Origin of the sequence: Limnospira platensis NIES-39 (genome assembly GCF_026000695.1) — a bacterium.
GTDB lineage: Bacteria > Cyanobacteriota > Cyanobacteriia > Cyanobacteriales > Microcoleaceae > Limnospira > Limnospira platensis.
The window spans coordinates 1,842,826-1,859,815 of record NZ_AP026945.1; the positions used below are offsets into that span (position 1 = coordinate 1,842,826).

8 protein-coding genes and 9 pseudogenes are annotated in these 16,990 nt (G+C 46.1%); 13 read left to right on the forward strand and 4 right to left on the reverse strand.

The window, feature by feature from the left end; translation table 11 throughout:
* Window positions 1–963 precede the first annotated feature (963 nt).
* The 4 genes and pseudogenes from N39L_RS09085 to hpf form a co-directional block, all read left to right on the forward strand.
* Window positions 964–1,530: pseudogene (locus N39L_RS09085) on the forward strand (reverse transcriptase N-terminal domain-containing protein); the annotation flags it as partial.
* A 529-nt stretch (window positions 1,531–2,059) separates the two neighbouring features.
* Window positions 2,060–2,251, forward strand: a pseudogene (locus N39L_RS09090) (hypothetical protein).
* 168 nt (window positions 2,252–2,419) lie between these two features.
* Window positions 2,420–3,641 (forward strand): annotated as a pseudogene (locus tag N39L_RS09095) (group II intron reverse transcriptase); the annotation flags it as partial.
* A gap of 346 nt (window positions 3,642–3,987) precedes the next feature.
* Window positions 3,988–4,626, forward strand: a complete 639-nt coding sequence (hpf, locus tag N39L_RS09100; RefSeq protein ID WP_006615954.1) for a ribosome hibernation-promoting factor, HPF/YfiA family — start codon at window positions 3,988–3,990, stop codon at window positions 4,624–4,626.
* 204 nt (window positions 4,627–4,830) lie between these two features.
* On the opposite strand, the pseudogene N39L_RS09105 reads toward hpf, so the two are convergent.
* Together N39L_RS09105 and N39L_RS09110 are read right to left on the reverse strand one after the other, a co-directional pair.
* Window positions 4,831–5,076: pseudogene (locus tag N39L_RS09105) on the reverse strand (zinc ribbon domain-containing protein); the annotation flags it as partial.
* A gap of 119 nt (window positions 5,077–5,195) precedes the next feature.
* A pseudogene (locus tag N39L_RS09110) lies at window positions 5,196–6,073 on the reverse strand (IS630 family transposase).
* Window positions 6,074–6,871: 798 nt separating this feature from the next.
* Here N39L_RS09110 and N39L_RS09115 point away from each other — a divergent pair.
* Genes N39L_RS09115 through N39L_RS09125 form a run of 3 tightly spaced genes read left to right on the forward strand, consistent with a single transcriptional unit; the run spans window position 6,872 to window position 8,705 of the window.
* A complete protein-coding gene (locus tag N39L_RS09115; RefSeq protein ID WP_014275016.1) occupies window positions 6,872–7,096 on the forward strand; it encodes a reverse transcriptase N-terminal domain-containing protein in 225 nt (74 codons plus the stop codon).
* Window positions 7,097–7,117: 21 nt separating this feature from the next.
* Window positions 7,118–7,339: a hypothetical protein gene (locus N39L_RS09120; RefSeq protein WP_014275017.1), complete on the forward strand. Its 222-nt coding sequence runs from the start codon at window positions 7,118–7,120 to the stop codon at window positions 7,337–7,339.
* Window positions 7,299–8,705, forward strand: a complete 1,407-nt coding sequence (locus N39L_RS09125; protein ID WP_014275018.1) for a group II intron reverse transcriptase — start codon at window positions 7,299–7,301, stop codon at window positions 8,703–8,705. Before N39L_RS09120 ends, N39L_RS09125 begins: the two co-directional genes overlap by 41 nt.
* A gap of 639 nt (window positions 8,706–9,344) precedes the next feature.
* Here the strand turns inward: N39L_RS09125 and N39L_RS09130 are convergent.
* A pseudogene (locus N39L_RS09130) lies at window positions 9,345–10,222 on the reverse strand (IS630 family transposase).
* Between the two features lie 1,206 nt (window positions 10,223–11,428).
* Window positions 11,429–11,608 (reverse strand): hypothetical protein, encoded by a 180-nt coding sequence (locus tag N39L_RS09135; protein ID WP_158307547.1) that lies wholly within the window; start codon window positions 11,606–11,608, stop codon window positions 11,429–11,431.
* Between the two features lie 503 nt (window positions 11,609–12,111).
* On the opposite strand from N39L_RS09135, the pseudogene N39L_RS09140 reads away from it, so the two are divergent.
* The 6 genes and pseudogenes from N39L_RS09140 to N39L_RS09165 all read left to right on the forward strand — a co-directional run.
* Window positions 12,112–12,366 (forward strand): annotated as a pseudogene (locus tag N39L_RS09140) (RRXRR domain-containing protein); the annotation flags it as partial.
* 47 nt (window positions 12,367–12,413) lie between these two features.
* A pseudogene (locus N39L_RS09145) lies at window positions 12,414–13,301 on the forward strand (IS630 family transposase).
* 19 nt (window positions 13,302–13,320) lie between these two features.
* Window positions 13,321–13,989: pseudogene (locus N39L_RS09150) on the forward strand (HNH endonuclease); the annotation flags it as partial.
* A 321-nt stretch (window positions 13,990–14,310) separates the two neighbouring features.
* Entirely contained in the window at window positions 14,311–16,248 is a 1,938-nt protein-coding gene (locus N39L_RS09155; RefSeq protein WP_006617089.1) for a carbamoyltransferase family protein, read from the forward strand.
* Window positions 16,249–16,344: 96 nt separating this feature from the next.
* The gene (locus N39L_RS09160; protein WP_006617090.1) at window positions 16,345–16,758 is read left to right on the forward strand and encodes an SxtJ family membrane protein; all 414 of its coding nucleotides are present in this window, start codon (window positions 16,345–16,347) and stop codon (window positions 16,756–16,758) included.
* The gene (locus N39L_RS09165) at window positions 16,758–16,922 is read left to right on the forward strand and encodes a DUF5989 family protein (RefSeq protein WP_006617091.1); all 165 of its coding nucleotides are present in this window, start codon (window positions 16,758–16,760) and stop codon (window positions 16,920–16,922) included. The genes N39L_RS09160 and N39L_RS09165 overlap by 1 nt, the downstream gene beginning before the upstream one ends.
* Window positions 16,923–16,990 lie beyond the last annotated feature (68 nt).

Sequence of the window (16,990 nt, forward strand, 5' to 3'; positions counted from 1 at the left end):
ACTTCCGCACTTATACAACAAATTACCCCAAAAAGCAAGAGGTTTTTGACAAAACTTTACATAGATTTATGTCAGTCTGGCTGTCGGTGATCAGGTGAGCAGATTGTGGTAACATAATAGGATATCCGCTCAGGTTGCAAGACCTTGGGTTCAGAAAAGATCTACTAAAACATGGCGGATCTTGATGGACCTAAAAAAGTAAGCCAAAGTAGTAGCGATAACACTGTAAAAAGCTAGGCTACACCTAAAAGTGCGAGACGTTCAGGCATGAAATAGGGTTGTAATACCCGAAATAACCGCCTGGTGGGGATTTCAGCCCATCGGTTGAATATAAGAACCTCGCTTCTGACCATCCCCATAACTGTTTATATGTCCCGAAGCGAAAAGCAAGGCAGGGAACTCAAGGTCAATCCCACAAAGAAAATCGTAATGCTCAATTACACCATAAGGAGGAGTATTAAAACCACTTAGGCGATTGTGGGAAAGAGTAACGGCGATAGCCACCCCCAGTTTTAGGAATCACAACCCGTCAGATTGAAGCGGGGAACGGAAGGCGTGAGGGAAAACCTATTCCCAATAATCCGACCACTGCCAACCATCCATGACTAAGGAAATCTGAATGTTCCGACTTGAACCATCGTCATTAGCAGGCAGCGAAATAGGTTGACACGCTGCGCCCAAAAGGGTAAGGGGAAAAGTAGGGTTCTTTATATAACACCTACACAGACCTTTAAAGTACCCCGGTGGATAGGACAAGTCTAAAGATGGAATGCCCATATAAACGGAACGTTTTAACCCCTCTTAGGCTCTGATTATCTGGTCGAGATAAACAGTAGTGAAAGTGTAAGCGCAAGCCTATTAGGGGATGAGATGTGACCAGAAGCTAACGCCCTGCTGTAATGGCAGGGATATGCTGACAAGTCACGGTTTGATTGTAAAGAATAGAGTCTAGTAGGAGTCATTATGACGAAAGCGAGTTTAAAGAAATGGTTTGAGAAATCAAAGCCAATCAAGACTACGAGTGTATGGAAAGCTATACCATGGGCGAAAGTTCAACGTAAAGTTTTCAAGCTCCAAAAGAGGATATTTCAAGCAGCTAAATCGGGACAGGACGCAAAAGCAAGAAGGTGGCAACGTCTACTGGTGAAATCATATTATGCCCGACTCTTAGCAGTGCGGCGAGTGACTCAAGATAATCAAGGCAAAAAGACAGCAGGTGTCGATGGAATGAGAGCAATCTCCCCAAGACAAAGACTGGAACTAGCTAAGAGTATCAAAGGAAATCTCAAAGCAAAACCACTGCGTAGGGTGTGGATTCAAAAACCCGGAAGGGATGAAAAATGTCCTCTGGGAATACCCACTATCCAAGATAGAGCAAGGCAAGCCTTGGTAAAGTCGGCACTCGAACCTGAATGGGAATCGAGGTTTGAAAGCAACAGCTATGGGTTCCGACCCGGACGGTCAGCCCATGATGCAATATCCAGAATCTTTCAAAGTATAAACAAAGGAGGTTATTACATACTGGATGCAGGTGCGAGACGTTCGGGTATGAAATAGGGCTGAAATGCCCGAAATAACTACCTGGTGAGGATTCCAGCTCCGAATCTGGATATAAGGAGACCTCTCCTGAGCATCCTCATAACTGATTATATGTCCCGACGCTTAGGTAACTAAGCAAGGCAGGGAACTCAAGGTCATAAACGAACTGAGAAATCAGGGAGTAGAGAGTAACGGCGATAGCCACCCCCAGTTTTGGAAATCATAACTCCAGGATAGAAGCGGGGAACGGAAGGCGTGAGGTAGAACCTACTACCAAGACGCGACCACTGCCAACCATCTATGATTAGGAAGACCGAATGTCCGACTTGAACCATCGTAAAGCACGAGCAGCGAAATAGGTTGACACGCTGCGCCCAAAAGGGCAAGGGGAAAAGTGGGGGATTCTGCATTCTACCCACACAGACCTTTAGAAGTACCACGGTCGATAGGACAAATCTAACGATGGAATGCCCATATAATCGGAACGTTGTAACCCCTCTAATGCTCTGCCCATAAACAAGTGAGTAATGCAATTCACAAGGCAGTAGTGAAAAATGTAAGCGCATGCTTAGAGGGCTAAGGATGTGACCAGAAGCTAAAGCCCAATTGTCATGGTTGGGATATGCCCAATTGTCACGGTGTGGATATAGATACTGCGGTCAGTAAGAGTATAATGGCGAGGACGAGTTTAAAGACTACGTGCTGCATATAGCTCTGAACATCGAAGTAAAAAGCAGGTCTGTTGATTCTGCTCCTTTGACAAAACAGGGTATCCACACCAGGAGCCGTATGAAGGGAAACTTTCACGTATGGTTCTGAATGGGAGGGGATGGTGGTGACTCCATTCTCGACCCCTAACATATAGCCAAATGCTCTTACCGTGAACCATGATTATCTACTGAACAAAATTCATTGTCCAAGCAACCTAAAGAAAGACCTGAAACAATGGCTTAAAGCAGGAGTGCTAGATAACGGCGTTTTCGATGATACAGAAACAGGGACACCCCAAGGAGGGGTAATAAGTCCACTCCTAGCCAACATCGCACTGTTGGGAATGGCTAGGTTAATTGAAACAATGTATCCTAAGAAAAATAATAGGGCTCAAGCCACTACAATAAGATACGCCGATGATTTCGTAGTAATATCACCATCACTCGAAATTATTGAACAGTGCAAGACTGCTATTTCTGAATGGCTAAAACCTGTAGGACTAGAGATTAAACCTGAAAAGACTCGAATTTGTCACACACTCAAACCTATTGAGTATAATGGCAAAACAGAAGAACCCGGGTTTGATTTTCTCGGATTCAATATCAGGCAATACCCGGTAGGAAAATACAAGTCTGGGAAATTAGGGGGACGAAGGAAAGGTGGTTTTCTACTTAATAAAACCCCTCACAAAATGTTGGGATTCAAAACCCACATTAAACCCAGCAATAAAGCAGTTAAAGCCCATACAGAAGTGATTAAAGGTGTAATCAAACAACATAAAACAGCACCTCAATCAGCCCTGATAAACAAACTAAACCCGATTATTCGGGGATGGTCAAACTATTATTCAGGAGTCGTCTCATCAGAGACCTTCGGTAAGCTAGACAATATAATCTGGCAGATGTGACGGGCATGGACAGTATCAAGATGCGGAAAGGCAAGTTTACGAGAAGCTAGGAAACTATTTCAGACATGGAACAGTTAAACTTAGCAATGAGGTAGAAAGGCATGAATCTTGGTTATTCCAGACCAAGGATGGACACACACTATGGAAACATAGCTACACTCCGATTGTCAGACATACCACAATACGCCCTGAAGCAACACCATACGACGGAAATTGGACTTATTGGGCAACCAGAAAAGGACAAGTAATCGACACGCCAACAAGGGTAGCAAAACTACTCAAGAAGCAAAAAGGCAAGTGTACCTGGTGTGGGCAATACTTTACCCCATCAGACATAGTTGAAATAGACCACATTGTACCTCGAAGTCTCGGCGGAAAGGACGAATACAAGAATCTTCAACTACTACACCGCCACTGTCACGATGATAAGACGGCACTTGACAATGCCAACGCTGTATCCCTAACAATGGAGCAATCAGACTAGGAGCCGTATGATGGGAAACTATCACGTACGGTTTTGTATGGGAGGGGGAGAAGGTGACTTCTCTCTCGACACTACTAAGTTGCGACAATTTCCTTATTTTGGGGGAACCAAAGGGCATCATCAAAGTAATTCTTAACCGGAGTCTACCGCTGTGGAAGGACTGAAAAACCAGGTGATAGGTCGGCCAGTTATATTCTGGACAATCATGGATGATTGAATAGGATGATCTGTGAATTGACCCATCAAGAATTGTCAAGAGATGCAAAGGATTTTAAAGAAATTACATTTCTGAAATGCAAAATGTTAAGGTGAAGTTAAGCCCACACTATGATCGGGAGGGAGCTGTATGAAGCTTGTTATCCAGGGTAAAAATCTTGAAATTACCGATGCTATTCACGAGTATGTACAACAGAAAATTGCCAAAGCTGTTAGTCACTTTCAGCAATTGACAAACGAAGTGGATGTCCATTTATCTGTGGCTCGGAACCCTCGGATAAATCCAAGACAAACTGCTGAAGTCACGATTTATGCCAATGGCACAGTTATTCGTGCTCAAGAAAGCAGTGAAAATCTCTATGCCAGTATTGACCTAGTAGCAGATAAAATTGCTCGTCAATTGCGTAAGTACAAAGAAAAACGCATGGCGAAACAATATCAGCTTCCTAAGACTGGTGAAGTGGTTGCACAGAAGCCCATTGTTGATGATTTAATTGGCGATCGCACTGTGAAACTTCCAGAAGAAGTGGTGCGGACGAAATATTTTGCCATGCCTCCCATGAGCATTCAAGAAGCATTAGAACAGTTGCAGCTTATTGATCATGATTTTTATATGTTCCGTAATGCTGAAACTGATGAGATTAATGTAATCTATCAGCGATCGCATCATGGTGGTTATGGAGTCATCCAACCCCGCAATGGTAGCGTTCCGACCAGTAATGGTAAAACTGGTGCGGAATTGACAGAACGGGCTTCGACCTCTCCTTAAAGTAGGTAGGTGAAGCCACATAATATAGTTGACACTCCCATTAGGGTTAGTGGCGGGTTTCGCCTGTCGCGCCTGTCACCGGGGAGTTAGGCGGCGCGAGGGCTTGGTTTGAGGAATCAGGCCCTTAGTTAGTTGGGATTAATCAACCCACCCTTGGATAAAAGATTGACACTCCCCGGCCTAAAGGCGCGGGGATTCGCAGTTCTACGGGAGTCCAACGACTTTACCCTCACCGAGCTTCTTGACGGTAAGCCCTGCCGCTGCAATCCCTCGGTTCCGAATGACTTGGGCGGCGGCCACGTCGCGATTGGTGATGTAGCCGCACTCAGGACATTTATGAACCCGGATACTGAGGTCTTTCTTGACCGCTGTTGAGCATTGAGGGCACTCTTGACTGGTGCCTGCTGCTTCAACCTTGGCAAAATACACGCCACGCTTCCAGCACACCCATAGTAGGGGTCGAGAGAGATGTCACCATCTCCCCCTCCCATACAAAACCGTGCTTGAGACTTTCACCTCACACGGCTCGTAGGGTGCGTCACATCCAGATATAGCATTAGTCAAGGTGGTTAGGACGCAGCTTTTATAACGGAATCCATGGCATCATCGAGAGAATCAAACTGCTCACGTGCAATGGCGAATGCGGGCTTTCAACCACGACCAACATTTCTCTATCTTGTTGAGGTCTGGCGAATAAGGTGGTAGATAGAGCAAACGGCATTGAGCCGCCTCCACTAGCTCAGGAATCCGTCCCCCTTTATGAAACGTTGCATTGTCTAGCACTAGAGTCTGACCTGGCTTCAGTGTTGGAATTAAGATGAACTCCAACCACAACTCAAACACTGTCCGATTACAACAACCCTCAAAGCGATCGGGGGCTAAGAGTTGTTGATGACACCATGCGGCCATATAGCTCACCCTGCCCTGCCTCTTCCCTGATTTGAGGGCATCGAAGCGTTTTCCTTCCTCGCAGTAACCATAAGGGTAATCCGAGTCCTGACTATTCATGCCGGCTTCATCGAGGTAGACCACTTCTTGTGGCTCCATATGTTCAATCTGAGCAATAAACTCCTCTCGCTGTTGCTGATCACGTTCTTGGTAGCCGTAAGTTTTTTTTTCTGGTGAAGCCAATTTTCTTCAAGGCTCTGGATATGGTGCGAGGAGAGATGTCGTCATCCCAAAGTTCAGCCATTTGAGCGGAGGTTTTGTGGCCATGCTCTTGGGCAAAAGCCTTGAATTTATGCCAGTCGGTAATTTTGTGGTTATTGCCAGGTCGGTGATTAGGTTTAGGGAGGAAGTCTCCGGTCTGTGCTTTTCTTTGCAGCCAGAGATTAATGGTGTTCCGGCTGACATGGAAAACTTGACTGGCTTCTGTTTTGGGCATACCGTCTAGTTCAATTGCATCAATAACTTTTTGTCTGAGGTCGTAACTATAGGGGGCTGGCATTTTTGGTCTTCTTAGTCATCTCGTCCTCTCCATTATACGTCCTAACTTTCCTGTCTGGTGCTATATTTATTAGCAGAGGTGCGAGACGTTCAGGCATGAAATAAGGTTGAAATACCTGAAATAACCGCCTGGTGGGGACTTCAACCCCTTGGTTGAATATAAGGAGATCTCTCCTGACCATCCTCATAACTGTTTATATGTCCCAACGATTAGTATCCCACGATACAAATCAAGGCAGGGAACCCAAGGTCAAAACAAACTAACCCATACAAATTCCTTATAGAAATCATAGAAATAGATAAGTAGAAGTTAGAGATTCAGGGTAACGGCGATAGCCACCCCCAGTTTTGGGAATCACAACCCCAGGATTGAAGCGGGGAACGGAAGGCTCCAAGGTAGAACCTAATACCAGAATCGAGACCACTGCCAACCATCCATGATTAGGGAAACCGAATGTCCGGCTTGAACCACCGTAATAGATAAGTAGCGAAATAGGTTGATACGCTGCGCTCAAAAGAGTAAAGGGAAAAGTAGGGTTCTCTATGCAACACCTACACAGACCTTTAAAAGTACCTCGGTGGAGAGGACAAATCTAAAGATGGAATGCCCGTATAAACGGAACGTTTTAAGTCCTCCTAGACTCTGATTATCTGGTCGAGAAAGTCAGTAGGGATAAGTGTAACCACAAGTCTTAGAGGATGTGAGATGTGACCAAAAGCCAACGCCCTGCTGTAATGGTAGGGATATGCTAACAGGTCACGGTTTGATTGTAAGGAATGGAGTCTAGTAGGTGTACAAATGGCGATAGCGAGTTTAAAGAGAGGATTTGGCAAACCCAGACCAATCAAGACTACGACCAACGCATGGAAGGCAATCCCATGGACTAAGGTTCAACGGAAAGTATTCAAGCTCCAAAAGAGTATATTCCAAGCAGCTAAATCGGGACAGGATGCAAAGGTTAGAAGGTTGCAACGTCTACTGGTGAAATCATATTACGCCCGGCTCTTAGCAGTGCGGCTGTAGGGGCGGGTTCCACGGTCAGCCATGCTTCCCAACAGTCAGCTTAATAAACCCGCCCCCCAAGCGGGTCAAGGCAAGAAGACAGCCGGTGTTGATGGAGCAAGAGTAATCTCTCCAAGACAAAGGTTTGAACTGGTCAAGAACATTAAGGGAAACCTCAAAGCAAAACCACTGCGAAGGGTGTGGATTCCAAAACCTGGTAGGGATGAAAAAAGCTGGAATAGGAATACCCACAATCCAAGATAGAGCTAGGCAAGCCTTGGTTAAGTCGGCTCTCGAACCTGAATGGGAATCGAGATTTGAAAGCACAAGCTACGGGTTCCGTCCCGGACGGTCTGCCCACGACGCAATATCCAGAATATACCAAAGTATAAACAAAGGAGGATACTACATACTGGATGCGGACATAGCAAAATGTTTTGACCGAATAAACCATGATTACCTACTGTCCAAAATTCATTGCTCAAGCAGCCTAAAAAGAGACCTGAAACAATGGCTCAAAGCAGGCGTGCTAGATAACGGTGTATTTGAGGATACAGAAGCAGGGACACCACAGGGAGGGGTAATAAGTCCAATACTCGCCAACATCGCACTGTTGGGGATGGTTAGGTTAATAGAAAAAATGTATCCCAAGAATACCAACTACAAACCTTTTGCCACGATAATACGGTACGCCGATGATTTTGTAGTCATATCCAAAGACCTAGGAATCATTGAACAGTGCAAAATTGCTATCACCGAATGGTTAAACCCTGTAGGATTAGAGATTAAACCCGAAAAGACTCGAATTTGTCACACACTCAAACCTATTGAGTATAATGGCAAAACAGAAGAACCTGGGTTTGATTTTCTCGGATTCAATATCAGGCAATACCCAGTAGGAAAATACAAGTCTGGAAAAACAGGGGGATATAAGAGTCGATTAATCGGACATAAAACCCACATAAAACCCAGCCAAAAAGCCGTTGTTGCCCACACAGAAGTGATAAAAGGTGTAATCAAACAATATAAAACAGCACCTCAGTCAGCCCTGATTAGTAAACTAAACCCGATTATTCGGGGATGGTCAAACTATTATTCAGCGGTAGTCTCAGCAGAGACCTTCACTAAACTAGACAATATAATCTGGCAAATGTTACGGGCATGGACAGTATCAAGATGCGGAGAGGCAAGCCATGATAAGCTTAGAAACTATTTCAGAAATGGAACGGTTAAACTTAGCAATGGGAAAGAAAGACATGAATCTTGGTTATTCAAGACCAATGATGGATTCCAACTATGGAAACATAACTGGACTCCGATTGTCAGACACACCCTAATACGCCCCGACGCAACACCATATGACGGAAATTGGACTTATTGGGCAACCAGGAAAGGACAAGCAATCGACACGCCAATTAGGGTAGCAAAATTACTCAAAAAGCAAAAAGGTAGATGTACCTGGTGTGGGCAATACTTTACCCCATCAGAATTAGTTGAGGTAGACCACATTGTACCTAGAAGTCAAGGCGGAAAGGATGAATACAAAAATCTTCAACTGCTACATCGCCACACCCGCGATGATAAGACGGCGCTCGATAATGCCAACGCTGTGTCCATAACAATGGAATAGTCAGACTAGGAGCCGTATGAGGTGAAAGTCTCATGTACGGTTCTGAATGGGAGGGGATGGAGGTGACTCCATTCTCGACCCCTAATCCAATGAGGGGTTTAAACGTTCCATCTATGCGGGCATTCCATCTTTAGATTCGTCCTATCCACCGGGGTACTTTAAAGGTCTATGCACAACTTTCGTTGCTTCTGGGTAGTACCAACAGACTCCCACTTTTCCCCTTGCCTTTTTAAGCGGCAGCGTTTCAACCTATTTCGCTGCCCAATAGTTACGATGGTTCAAGCCAGACGTTCGGTTTCCTTAATCATGGATGGTTGGCAGTGGTCGCATCTGGTAGTAGGTTCTACTTCACGCCTTCCGTTCCCCGCTTCAATCTGACGGGTTGTGAATCCTGAAACTGGGGGTGGCTGTTATGGTCGAAAGGGAAGTCACCTTCCCCAACTCCACTTCCAAACCGTACTTGAGACTTTCACCTCATACGGCTCCTGATGTGGATACCCCTTTGTCATTAGGAACAGGGTTACAACCCCCTGCTTTCGTACTTCAACTTCCAAAGCTATATGCCTGCGTTAGTCTTTAAACTCGCTTTCGCCATTAAACTCCTACTTATCGCAGTATCTATAGCATTAGTCAAGGTGGTTAGGACGCAGCTGGGAGAACGGAATCCATGGCATCATCGAGAGAATCAAACTGCTCACGTGCAATGGCGAATGCGGGCTTTCAACCACGACCAACATTTCTCTATCTTGTTGAGGTCTGGCGAATAAGGTGGTAGATAGAGCAAACGGCATTGAGCCGCCTCCACTAGCTCAGGAATCCGTCCCCCTTTATGAAACGTTGCATTGTCTAGCACTAGAGTCTGACCTGGCTTCAGTGTTGGAATTAAGATGAACTCCAACCACAGCTCAAACACTGTCCGATTACAACAACCCTCAAAGCGATCGGGGGCTAAGAGTTGTTGATGACACCATGCGGCTATATAGCTCACCCTGCCCTGCCTCTTCCCGGATTTGAGGACATCGAAGCGTTGTCCTTGCTCACAGTAACCATAAGGATAATCCGAGTCTTGACTATTCATGCCAGCTTCATCGAGGTAAACCAACCCTTCCGGCTCCATATGTTCAATCTGAGCAATAAACTCCTCTCGCTGTTGCTGATCACGTTCTTGGTAGCCGTAAGTTTTTTTTTCTGGTGAAGCCAATTTTCTTCAAGGCTCTGGATATGGTGCGAGGAGAGATGTCGTCATCCCAAAGTTGAGCCATTTGAGCGGAGGTTTTGTGGCCATGCTCTTGGGCAAAAGCCTTGAATTTATGCCAGTCGGTAATTTTGTGGTTATTGCCAGGTCGGTGATTAGGTTTAGGGAGGAAGTCGCCGGTGTGTTCTTTTCTTTGCAGCCAGAGATTGATGGTGTTCCGGCTGACATGGAAAACTTGACTGGCTTCTGTTTTGGGCATACCGTCTAGTTCAATTGCATCAATAACTTTTTGTCTAAGGTCGTAACTATAGGGGGCTGGCATTTTTGGTCTTCTTAGTCATCTCGTCCTCTCCATTATACGTCCTAACTTTCCTGTCTGGTGCTATATATCCACACCGTGACTAGTGGGCATATCCTAACCATTACAGTTAGGCATTAGCTTTCAGTCACATCCCTTCCCCTTAAAGGGTTAGGGGTCGAGAGTGAAGTCACCTTCCCGAACTCCCATTCAGAACCGTGCTTGATAGTTTCCCATCACAAGGCTCCTGGTGTGGATACCCTATTTGTCAAAGGAGCAGAATCAACAGACCTGCTTTCTACTTCGATGTTCAGAGCTATATGCAGCACGTAGTCTTTAAACTCGTCCTCGCCATTATACTCTTACTGACCGCAGTATCTATATCCCCACCGTGACAATTGGGCATATCCCCACCATGACAATTGGGCTTTAGCTTCTGGTCACATCCTTCACCCTCTAAGCATGCGCTTACATTTTTCACTACTGCCTTGTGAATAGCATTACTCACTTGTTTATAGGCAGAGCATTAGAGGGGTTACAACGTTCCGATTATATGGGCATTCCATCGTTAGATTTGTCCTCAGAACCGGGGTACTTTTAAAGGTCTGTGTAGGTAGTCGGACGAACCCCCTACTTTTCCCCTTGCCCTTTTGAGCGCAGCGTGTCAACCTATTTCGCTGCTAGTGTATTACGATGGTTCAAGTCGGACATTCGGTCTTCCTAATCATAGATGGTTGGCAGTGGTCGCGTCTTGGTAGTAGGTTCTACCTCACGCCTTCCGTTCCCCGCTTCTATCCTGGAGTTATGATTTCCAAAACTGGGGGTGGCTATCGCCGTTACTCTCTACTCCCTGATTTCTCAGTTCGTTTATGACCTTGAGTTCCCTGCCTTGCTTAGTTCCCTAAGCGTCGGGACATATAACCAGTTATGAGGATGGTCAGGAGAGGTCTCCTTATATCCAGATTCGGAGCTGGAATCCTCACCGGGTAGTTATTTCGGGCATTTAAGCCCTATTTAATACCCGAACGTCTCGCACCATACGCTTACACTTTTCACGCTCTGCCGTGAGGCAGAGCCAATGAGGGGTTTAAACGTTCCATCTATGGGGGCATTCCATCTTTAGATTCGTCCTATCCACCGGGGTACTTTAAAGGTCTGTGAAGGTGGTGGTGATATACCCCTTCTTTTCCCCGTACTCTTTTGAGCGCAGCGTATCAACCTATTTCGCTACTAGAGTATTACGATGGTTGAAGCCGGACATTCGGTTTCCCTAATCATGGATGGTTGGCAGTGGTCGCCTCTGGTAGTAGGTTCTACTTCACGCCTTCCGTTCCCCGCTTCAGTCTGACGGGTGTGAACCTTGAAACTGGGGGTGGCTACCGCCGTTACTCTCAACTTCCTGCTGTACATAACACCAGCGTTCAGCCTTGACCTTGAGTCTCTTGGCCTTTATCTGATTCTAAATCCAATTTAGCCCAGATAATTGGAACACATAGATAGTTATGGGATGGTCAGGTACGCTCACCTTAGATTCTACCAAGGGGTAGAAGTCCCACTAGGGGATGATTTCAGGCATTGCAGCCCTATTTCACTCCTAAACGTCTCGCACACCGCCGTTACTCTGAACTTCCTGCTATACTTGAGGAGTCATAACTTCCTCTTTCTAGCGCTCTGTCTTGACCTTGAGTCTCTCTGCCTTATCTGGGTGTCGAGTCCAGATGTTGGAACACATAGATAGTTATGGGATGGTCAGGGCGCACTCCTTATATTCTACCAAGGGGTAGAAGTCCCACTAGGAGGTTATTTCAGGCATCGCAGCCCTATTCCACTCCTAAACGTTTCGCACGGTGGTTGCTATTGTAACAGGTTTTTGGTTTGTGTGTAGGTTTGAGGAAGTTTTTTGTTACTAGCAAGCACGTCGTCAACTCCGACGTTTTAGACGAAAGCGCCAGACCCGATATCGGCGGGCTCGGTTCTTGAATCGGACTCGTCCCAAGGGTTGGTTAGCTCCGAGCTTGCAGCATCGGGTAGATACCCTTATAACCTGGGTTAACCGATTCCGTAGACTCGCCCCAGTTGGCAGCATTACTCAAGAGCTAGTACGGTTCGACCTACAATTGATGGAAAACCCTGAGATATCAGGTGTTGAGTATCATCCGGGAGAATTATAGCAAAAGACAGAAAAGTTAGGACGTATAATAGCAAGGATATCTACATAAGACCCAAAAGGCCAGCCCCCTACAGTTACGACCTTAGACAAAAAGTTATCAATGCAATTGAACTATACGGTATGTCCAAAACCAAAGCCAGTCAATTTTTCCATCTCAGCCGGAACACTATCAATCTCTGGCTGCAAAGAAAAGAACACACCGGAGACTTCCTCCCTAAACCTAATCGCCCACCTGGTCATAACCACCAAATTACCGACTGGCACAAATTCAAGGCTTTTGCCCAAGAGCATGGCGACAAAACCTCCGCTCAAATGGCTCAACTTTGGGATGACGACATCTCTCCTCGCACCATATCCAGAACCTTGAAGAAAATTGGCTTCACCAGAAAACAACTTACGGCTACCAAGAACGTGATCAGCAACAGCGAGAGGAGTTTATTGCTCAGATTGAACATATGGAGCCGGAAGGGTTGGTTTACCTCGATGAAGCTGGCATGAATAGTCAAGACTCGGATTATCCTTATGGTTACTGCGAGGAAGGACAACGCTTCCATACCCTCAAATCAGGGAAGAGGCAGGGCAGGGTGAGCTATATGGCGGCATGGTGTTATCAACAACTCTTAGCCCCCGATCGCTTTGAGGGTTGTTGTAATCGGACAGTGTTTGAGTTGTAGTTGGAGTTTATCTTAATTCCAACATTGAAGCCAGGTCAGACTCTAGTATTTGACAATGCAACGTTTCATAAAGGGGGGCGGCAGGCTGAACTGGTGGAGGCAGCTCAATGCCGTTTACTCTATCTTCGGCCTTATTCGCCAGACCTCAACAAGATAGAGAAATGTTGGTCGTGGTTGAAAGCCCGCATTCGCCATTGCACGTGAGCAGTTTGATTCTCTCGATGATGCCATGGATTCCGTTCTCCAAGCTGTGTCCTAACCACCTTGACTAATGCTATAAAAATGTAGCGCTTGAAATTGAGCATATCCAGTCCCGGTCTAAGGGTGGCTCTGACCGGGTTTCTAACCTGACGATGGCTTGCCACTCATGCAATCAAGCCAAAGGCAATGGGGACATTCGAGATTTTTTATCGGGCCAGCCTGATTTACTGAGTCGTCTTCTCAGGCAGGCAAAATCACCCCTTAAAGATGCAGCAGCGGTCAATTCAACTCGATGGGCATTGTTCAATGCTTTGAAAGCAACAGGACTCCCAGTAACCACAGGAACGGGCGGACAAACTAAGTTCAATCGAATTCGGCTCAACCTACCTAAAGCTCATTGGATTGATGCTGCCTGTGTTGGACAAGTCGAATCACTCGAAGTTCTTGCTTCCAAACCGTTGCTGATTTTAGCGAAGGGGCATGGAACCCGTCAGATGTGCGGGACGGATAAGTACGGATTCCCAACTCGTCACCGCTCAAGGAGACAAATTCACAAAGGCTTTCAGGCTGGCGATATCGTTACTGCCACTGTCACGGCAGGGAAGAAAATTGGCTCCTATGTAGGACGGGTTCTCTGCCGTGCTTCCGGCAGTTTCGATATTACCACTGCCTCGGTCAGAGTGGCAGGCATCAGCCACAAATACTGCCAACCAATTCACAGAAAGGATGGTTACACCTATGCTTGAAAGACTGACGGGGACTAAAGTCCCCGTGTCGCGTTTCCTCCCCGGTCTAAAGACACGGCGCTTCCACGCTCCCGAGAGGTCTACGTTAAATTCGGGTACAACTACACGAACAAGTGCGAGTTTAACCGAATCAGTGGTAGTCTGTTGGCGATCGCCAGTTTCGGCTAACCCCCTTACCCTAATGACTACCAGCCCTTATGCAATTAAATTTTCCCATTCGCGTTAACCTTGACCAGGAATTCGCTATAATCTGTGGATATTTTAACCGTTGACCCACAACTCACCCCAAAAACCTTAATTCCATTCTGTGAGGAAATATGAATGAACATACTTGGAATCTCGGCTTACTATCATGACAGTGCAGCCGCTCTCGTGCGGGATGGAGAAATTATCGCCGCCGCCCAAGAGGAGAGATTTTCGCGCAAAAAACACGATGCCAGATTTCCCCAAAACGCCATTCGCTACTGTCTTCAGGAAGCGAATATTACCCTATTCGATGTCGATCGCATCATTTTCTATGATAAACCCTTAGTCAAATTCGAGCGCCTGCTAGAAACCTACATCAGCTATGCTCCCCGTGGGTTTCGGTCTTTTCTAGCCGCCATGCCAATTTGGTTAAAAGAAAAACTTTATCTGAAAACCGTATTAAAAAAAGAACTTTCAGCCATCATGGGGGTCAAAAAAGCCAAACTTCCCCCCCTCATGTTTACCGAGCATCACCAATCCCACGCCGCCTCAGCCTTTTTTCCCAGTCCCTTCCAAAAAGCAGCCGTCATGTGTTTAGACGGTGTAGGGGAATGGGCCACCACTTCCGTATGGTTAGGCGATGGTAATAACCTGACCCCCCTGTGGGAAATCGACTTTCCCCACTCTCTCGGTTTACTGTACTCAGCCTTCACCTACTACACCGGCTTTAAAGTCAACTCTGGCGAATATAAACTCATGGGGTTAGCGCCCTATGGTCAACCTCGCTATGTTGATCGGATTTTAACCCATTTAATCGACCTCAAAGATGATGGCACATTCCGGTTGAATATGAAGTATTTCAACTATGCCACCGGGTTAACCATGACCAACAAGAAATTTGACCTGTTGTTTGACGGACCCCCTCGGAAAGCCGAAGGCCAACTCACTCAACGGGAAATGGATATCGCCGCTTCTATTCAAGTCGTCACAGAGGAAGTAGTGCTGCGCCTAGGTCGGACCGTACAAAAAGAACTCAATGTTGATTATCTCTGTTTAGCTGGCGGAGTCGCCCTCAACTGTGTCGCTAATGGTCGCCTATTGCGAGAAGGTCCCTTTAAGGATATTTGGATACAACCCGCAGCAGGAGACGCAGGAGGCGCATTAGGGGCAGCTTTGGCTGTTTGGTATCAATATTGTGAACAACCCCGCCTGGTGAAGCAACCAGTCACCATAGAGAACGAAATCGAACTCGAAGCCGCAGCCGGAACAGAAACAGCAGTCGCGACTATAACTCCTCGGGTTATTCCTAGCACCGCCCCCGCTGATATGATGAAAGGCTCCTATTTGGGTCCATCTTTCAGCAATTCCGATATTCAGGATTATCTCAATTCTATTGATGCTAAATATATGTATTTGGCAGATGTTGAATTGATGCCTAGGTTAGCCGAAATTTTGGCTGATGGTAATGTCGTCGGCTGGTTCCAAGGTCGGATGGAATTTGGGCCGCGTGCTTTGGGTGGAAGGTCAATTATCGGCGACCCTCGTAACACTAAAATGCAGTCCGTCATGAATCTCAAAATTAAATATAGGGAGTCTTTCCGACCCTTTGCGCCTTCCGTTTTAGCCGAGCGTGTCGCTGATTATTTTGAACACAATACCCACAGTCCTTATATGTTGATGGTCGCTCCCGTTAAGGAGTCTCGCCGGATTCCTATGACCTCCGAACAAGAACAACTTTTTGGGATTGAAAAGCTGAATATTCCCCGGTCGGAAATTCCCGCTATTACCCATGTCGATTATTCGGCACGCATTCAAACTGTACACCCCGAAACTAACCCCCGCTATCACAGTTTAATTAGTCATTTTGAACAACTTACAGGCTGTGGTCTAGTGGTTAATACCTCTTTTAATGTGCGGGGTGAACCCATTGTTTGCACTCCCGAAGATGCCTACCGCTGCTTTATGCGGACGGAGATGGATTATCTGGTTTTGGAAAATTACCTACTCGCCAAAACTGCACAAACTCCCTGGTCAAAAGATGAATCTTGGAAAAATGAGTTTGAGTTAGATTAATCCCTAGGAGCCACTTCTAGTGGCTTCCCTCTGGTAGGATATCTGTTTTTCCCAGTTTTCTGTTCTCTGTTATATAATTGGTTGCAAAAATTCACTATGACTGATCACGATATCCCCAAACTTGATAGAAAAGGCTTGCGGGAATTTGGCTTGACAACGGGTGCAATTTGTGCTGGCTTGTTTGGCTTACTGTTGCCATTAATTTTCCGCCACTGGCCGCCCCCTGCTTGGCCCTGGGTGGTGGCGACTATTCTCTGGGTGTGGTCTTTCCTGTCTCCGTCAACTCTTAATCCGATTTATTATACTTGGATGCGGATAGGCTTGGTTTTAGCCGGAATTAATACCCGAATTATTTTGGGGGCTGTGTTTTACGTTATGATTGCACCGATGGGGGCGATTAAGCGTTTATTTGGCTCTGATGCCATGAAACGAGATCTAGATCCTAATGTATCAACCTATCGGGTTCCCAGTCAAGTCCGTTCAAGAGTAAGTATGGAGCGTCCTTTCTAGTGTTTGAAGCAACATTAGATTTTCTGAAAGATTTGTGGGGTTTTCTGCGGGAGCGCAAAAAATATTGGCTGCTACCGTTGATTATTACTATGGTGTTGTTGGGGGCTTTGATTGTCCTTAGTCAAGGGTCGGCGATCGCACCTTTCATTTATACTTTATTTTGATACTGTATTAGCGTCGAAATTGTTGGCAATTGGGGGAAAGAGTAATTTTCTAACCCCCTAATTTCTTG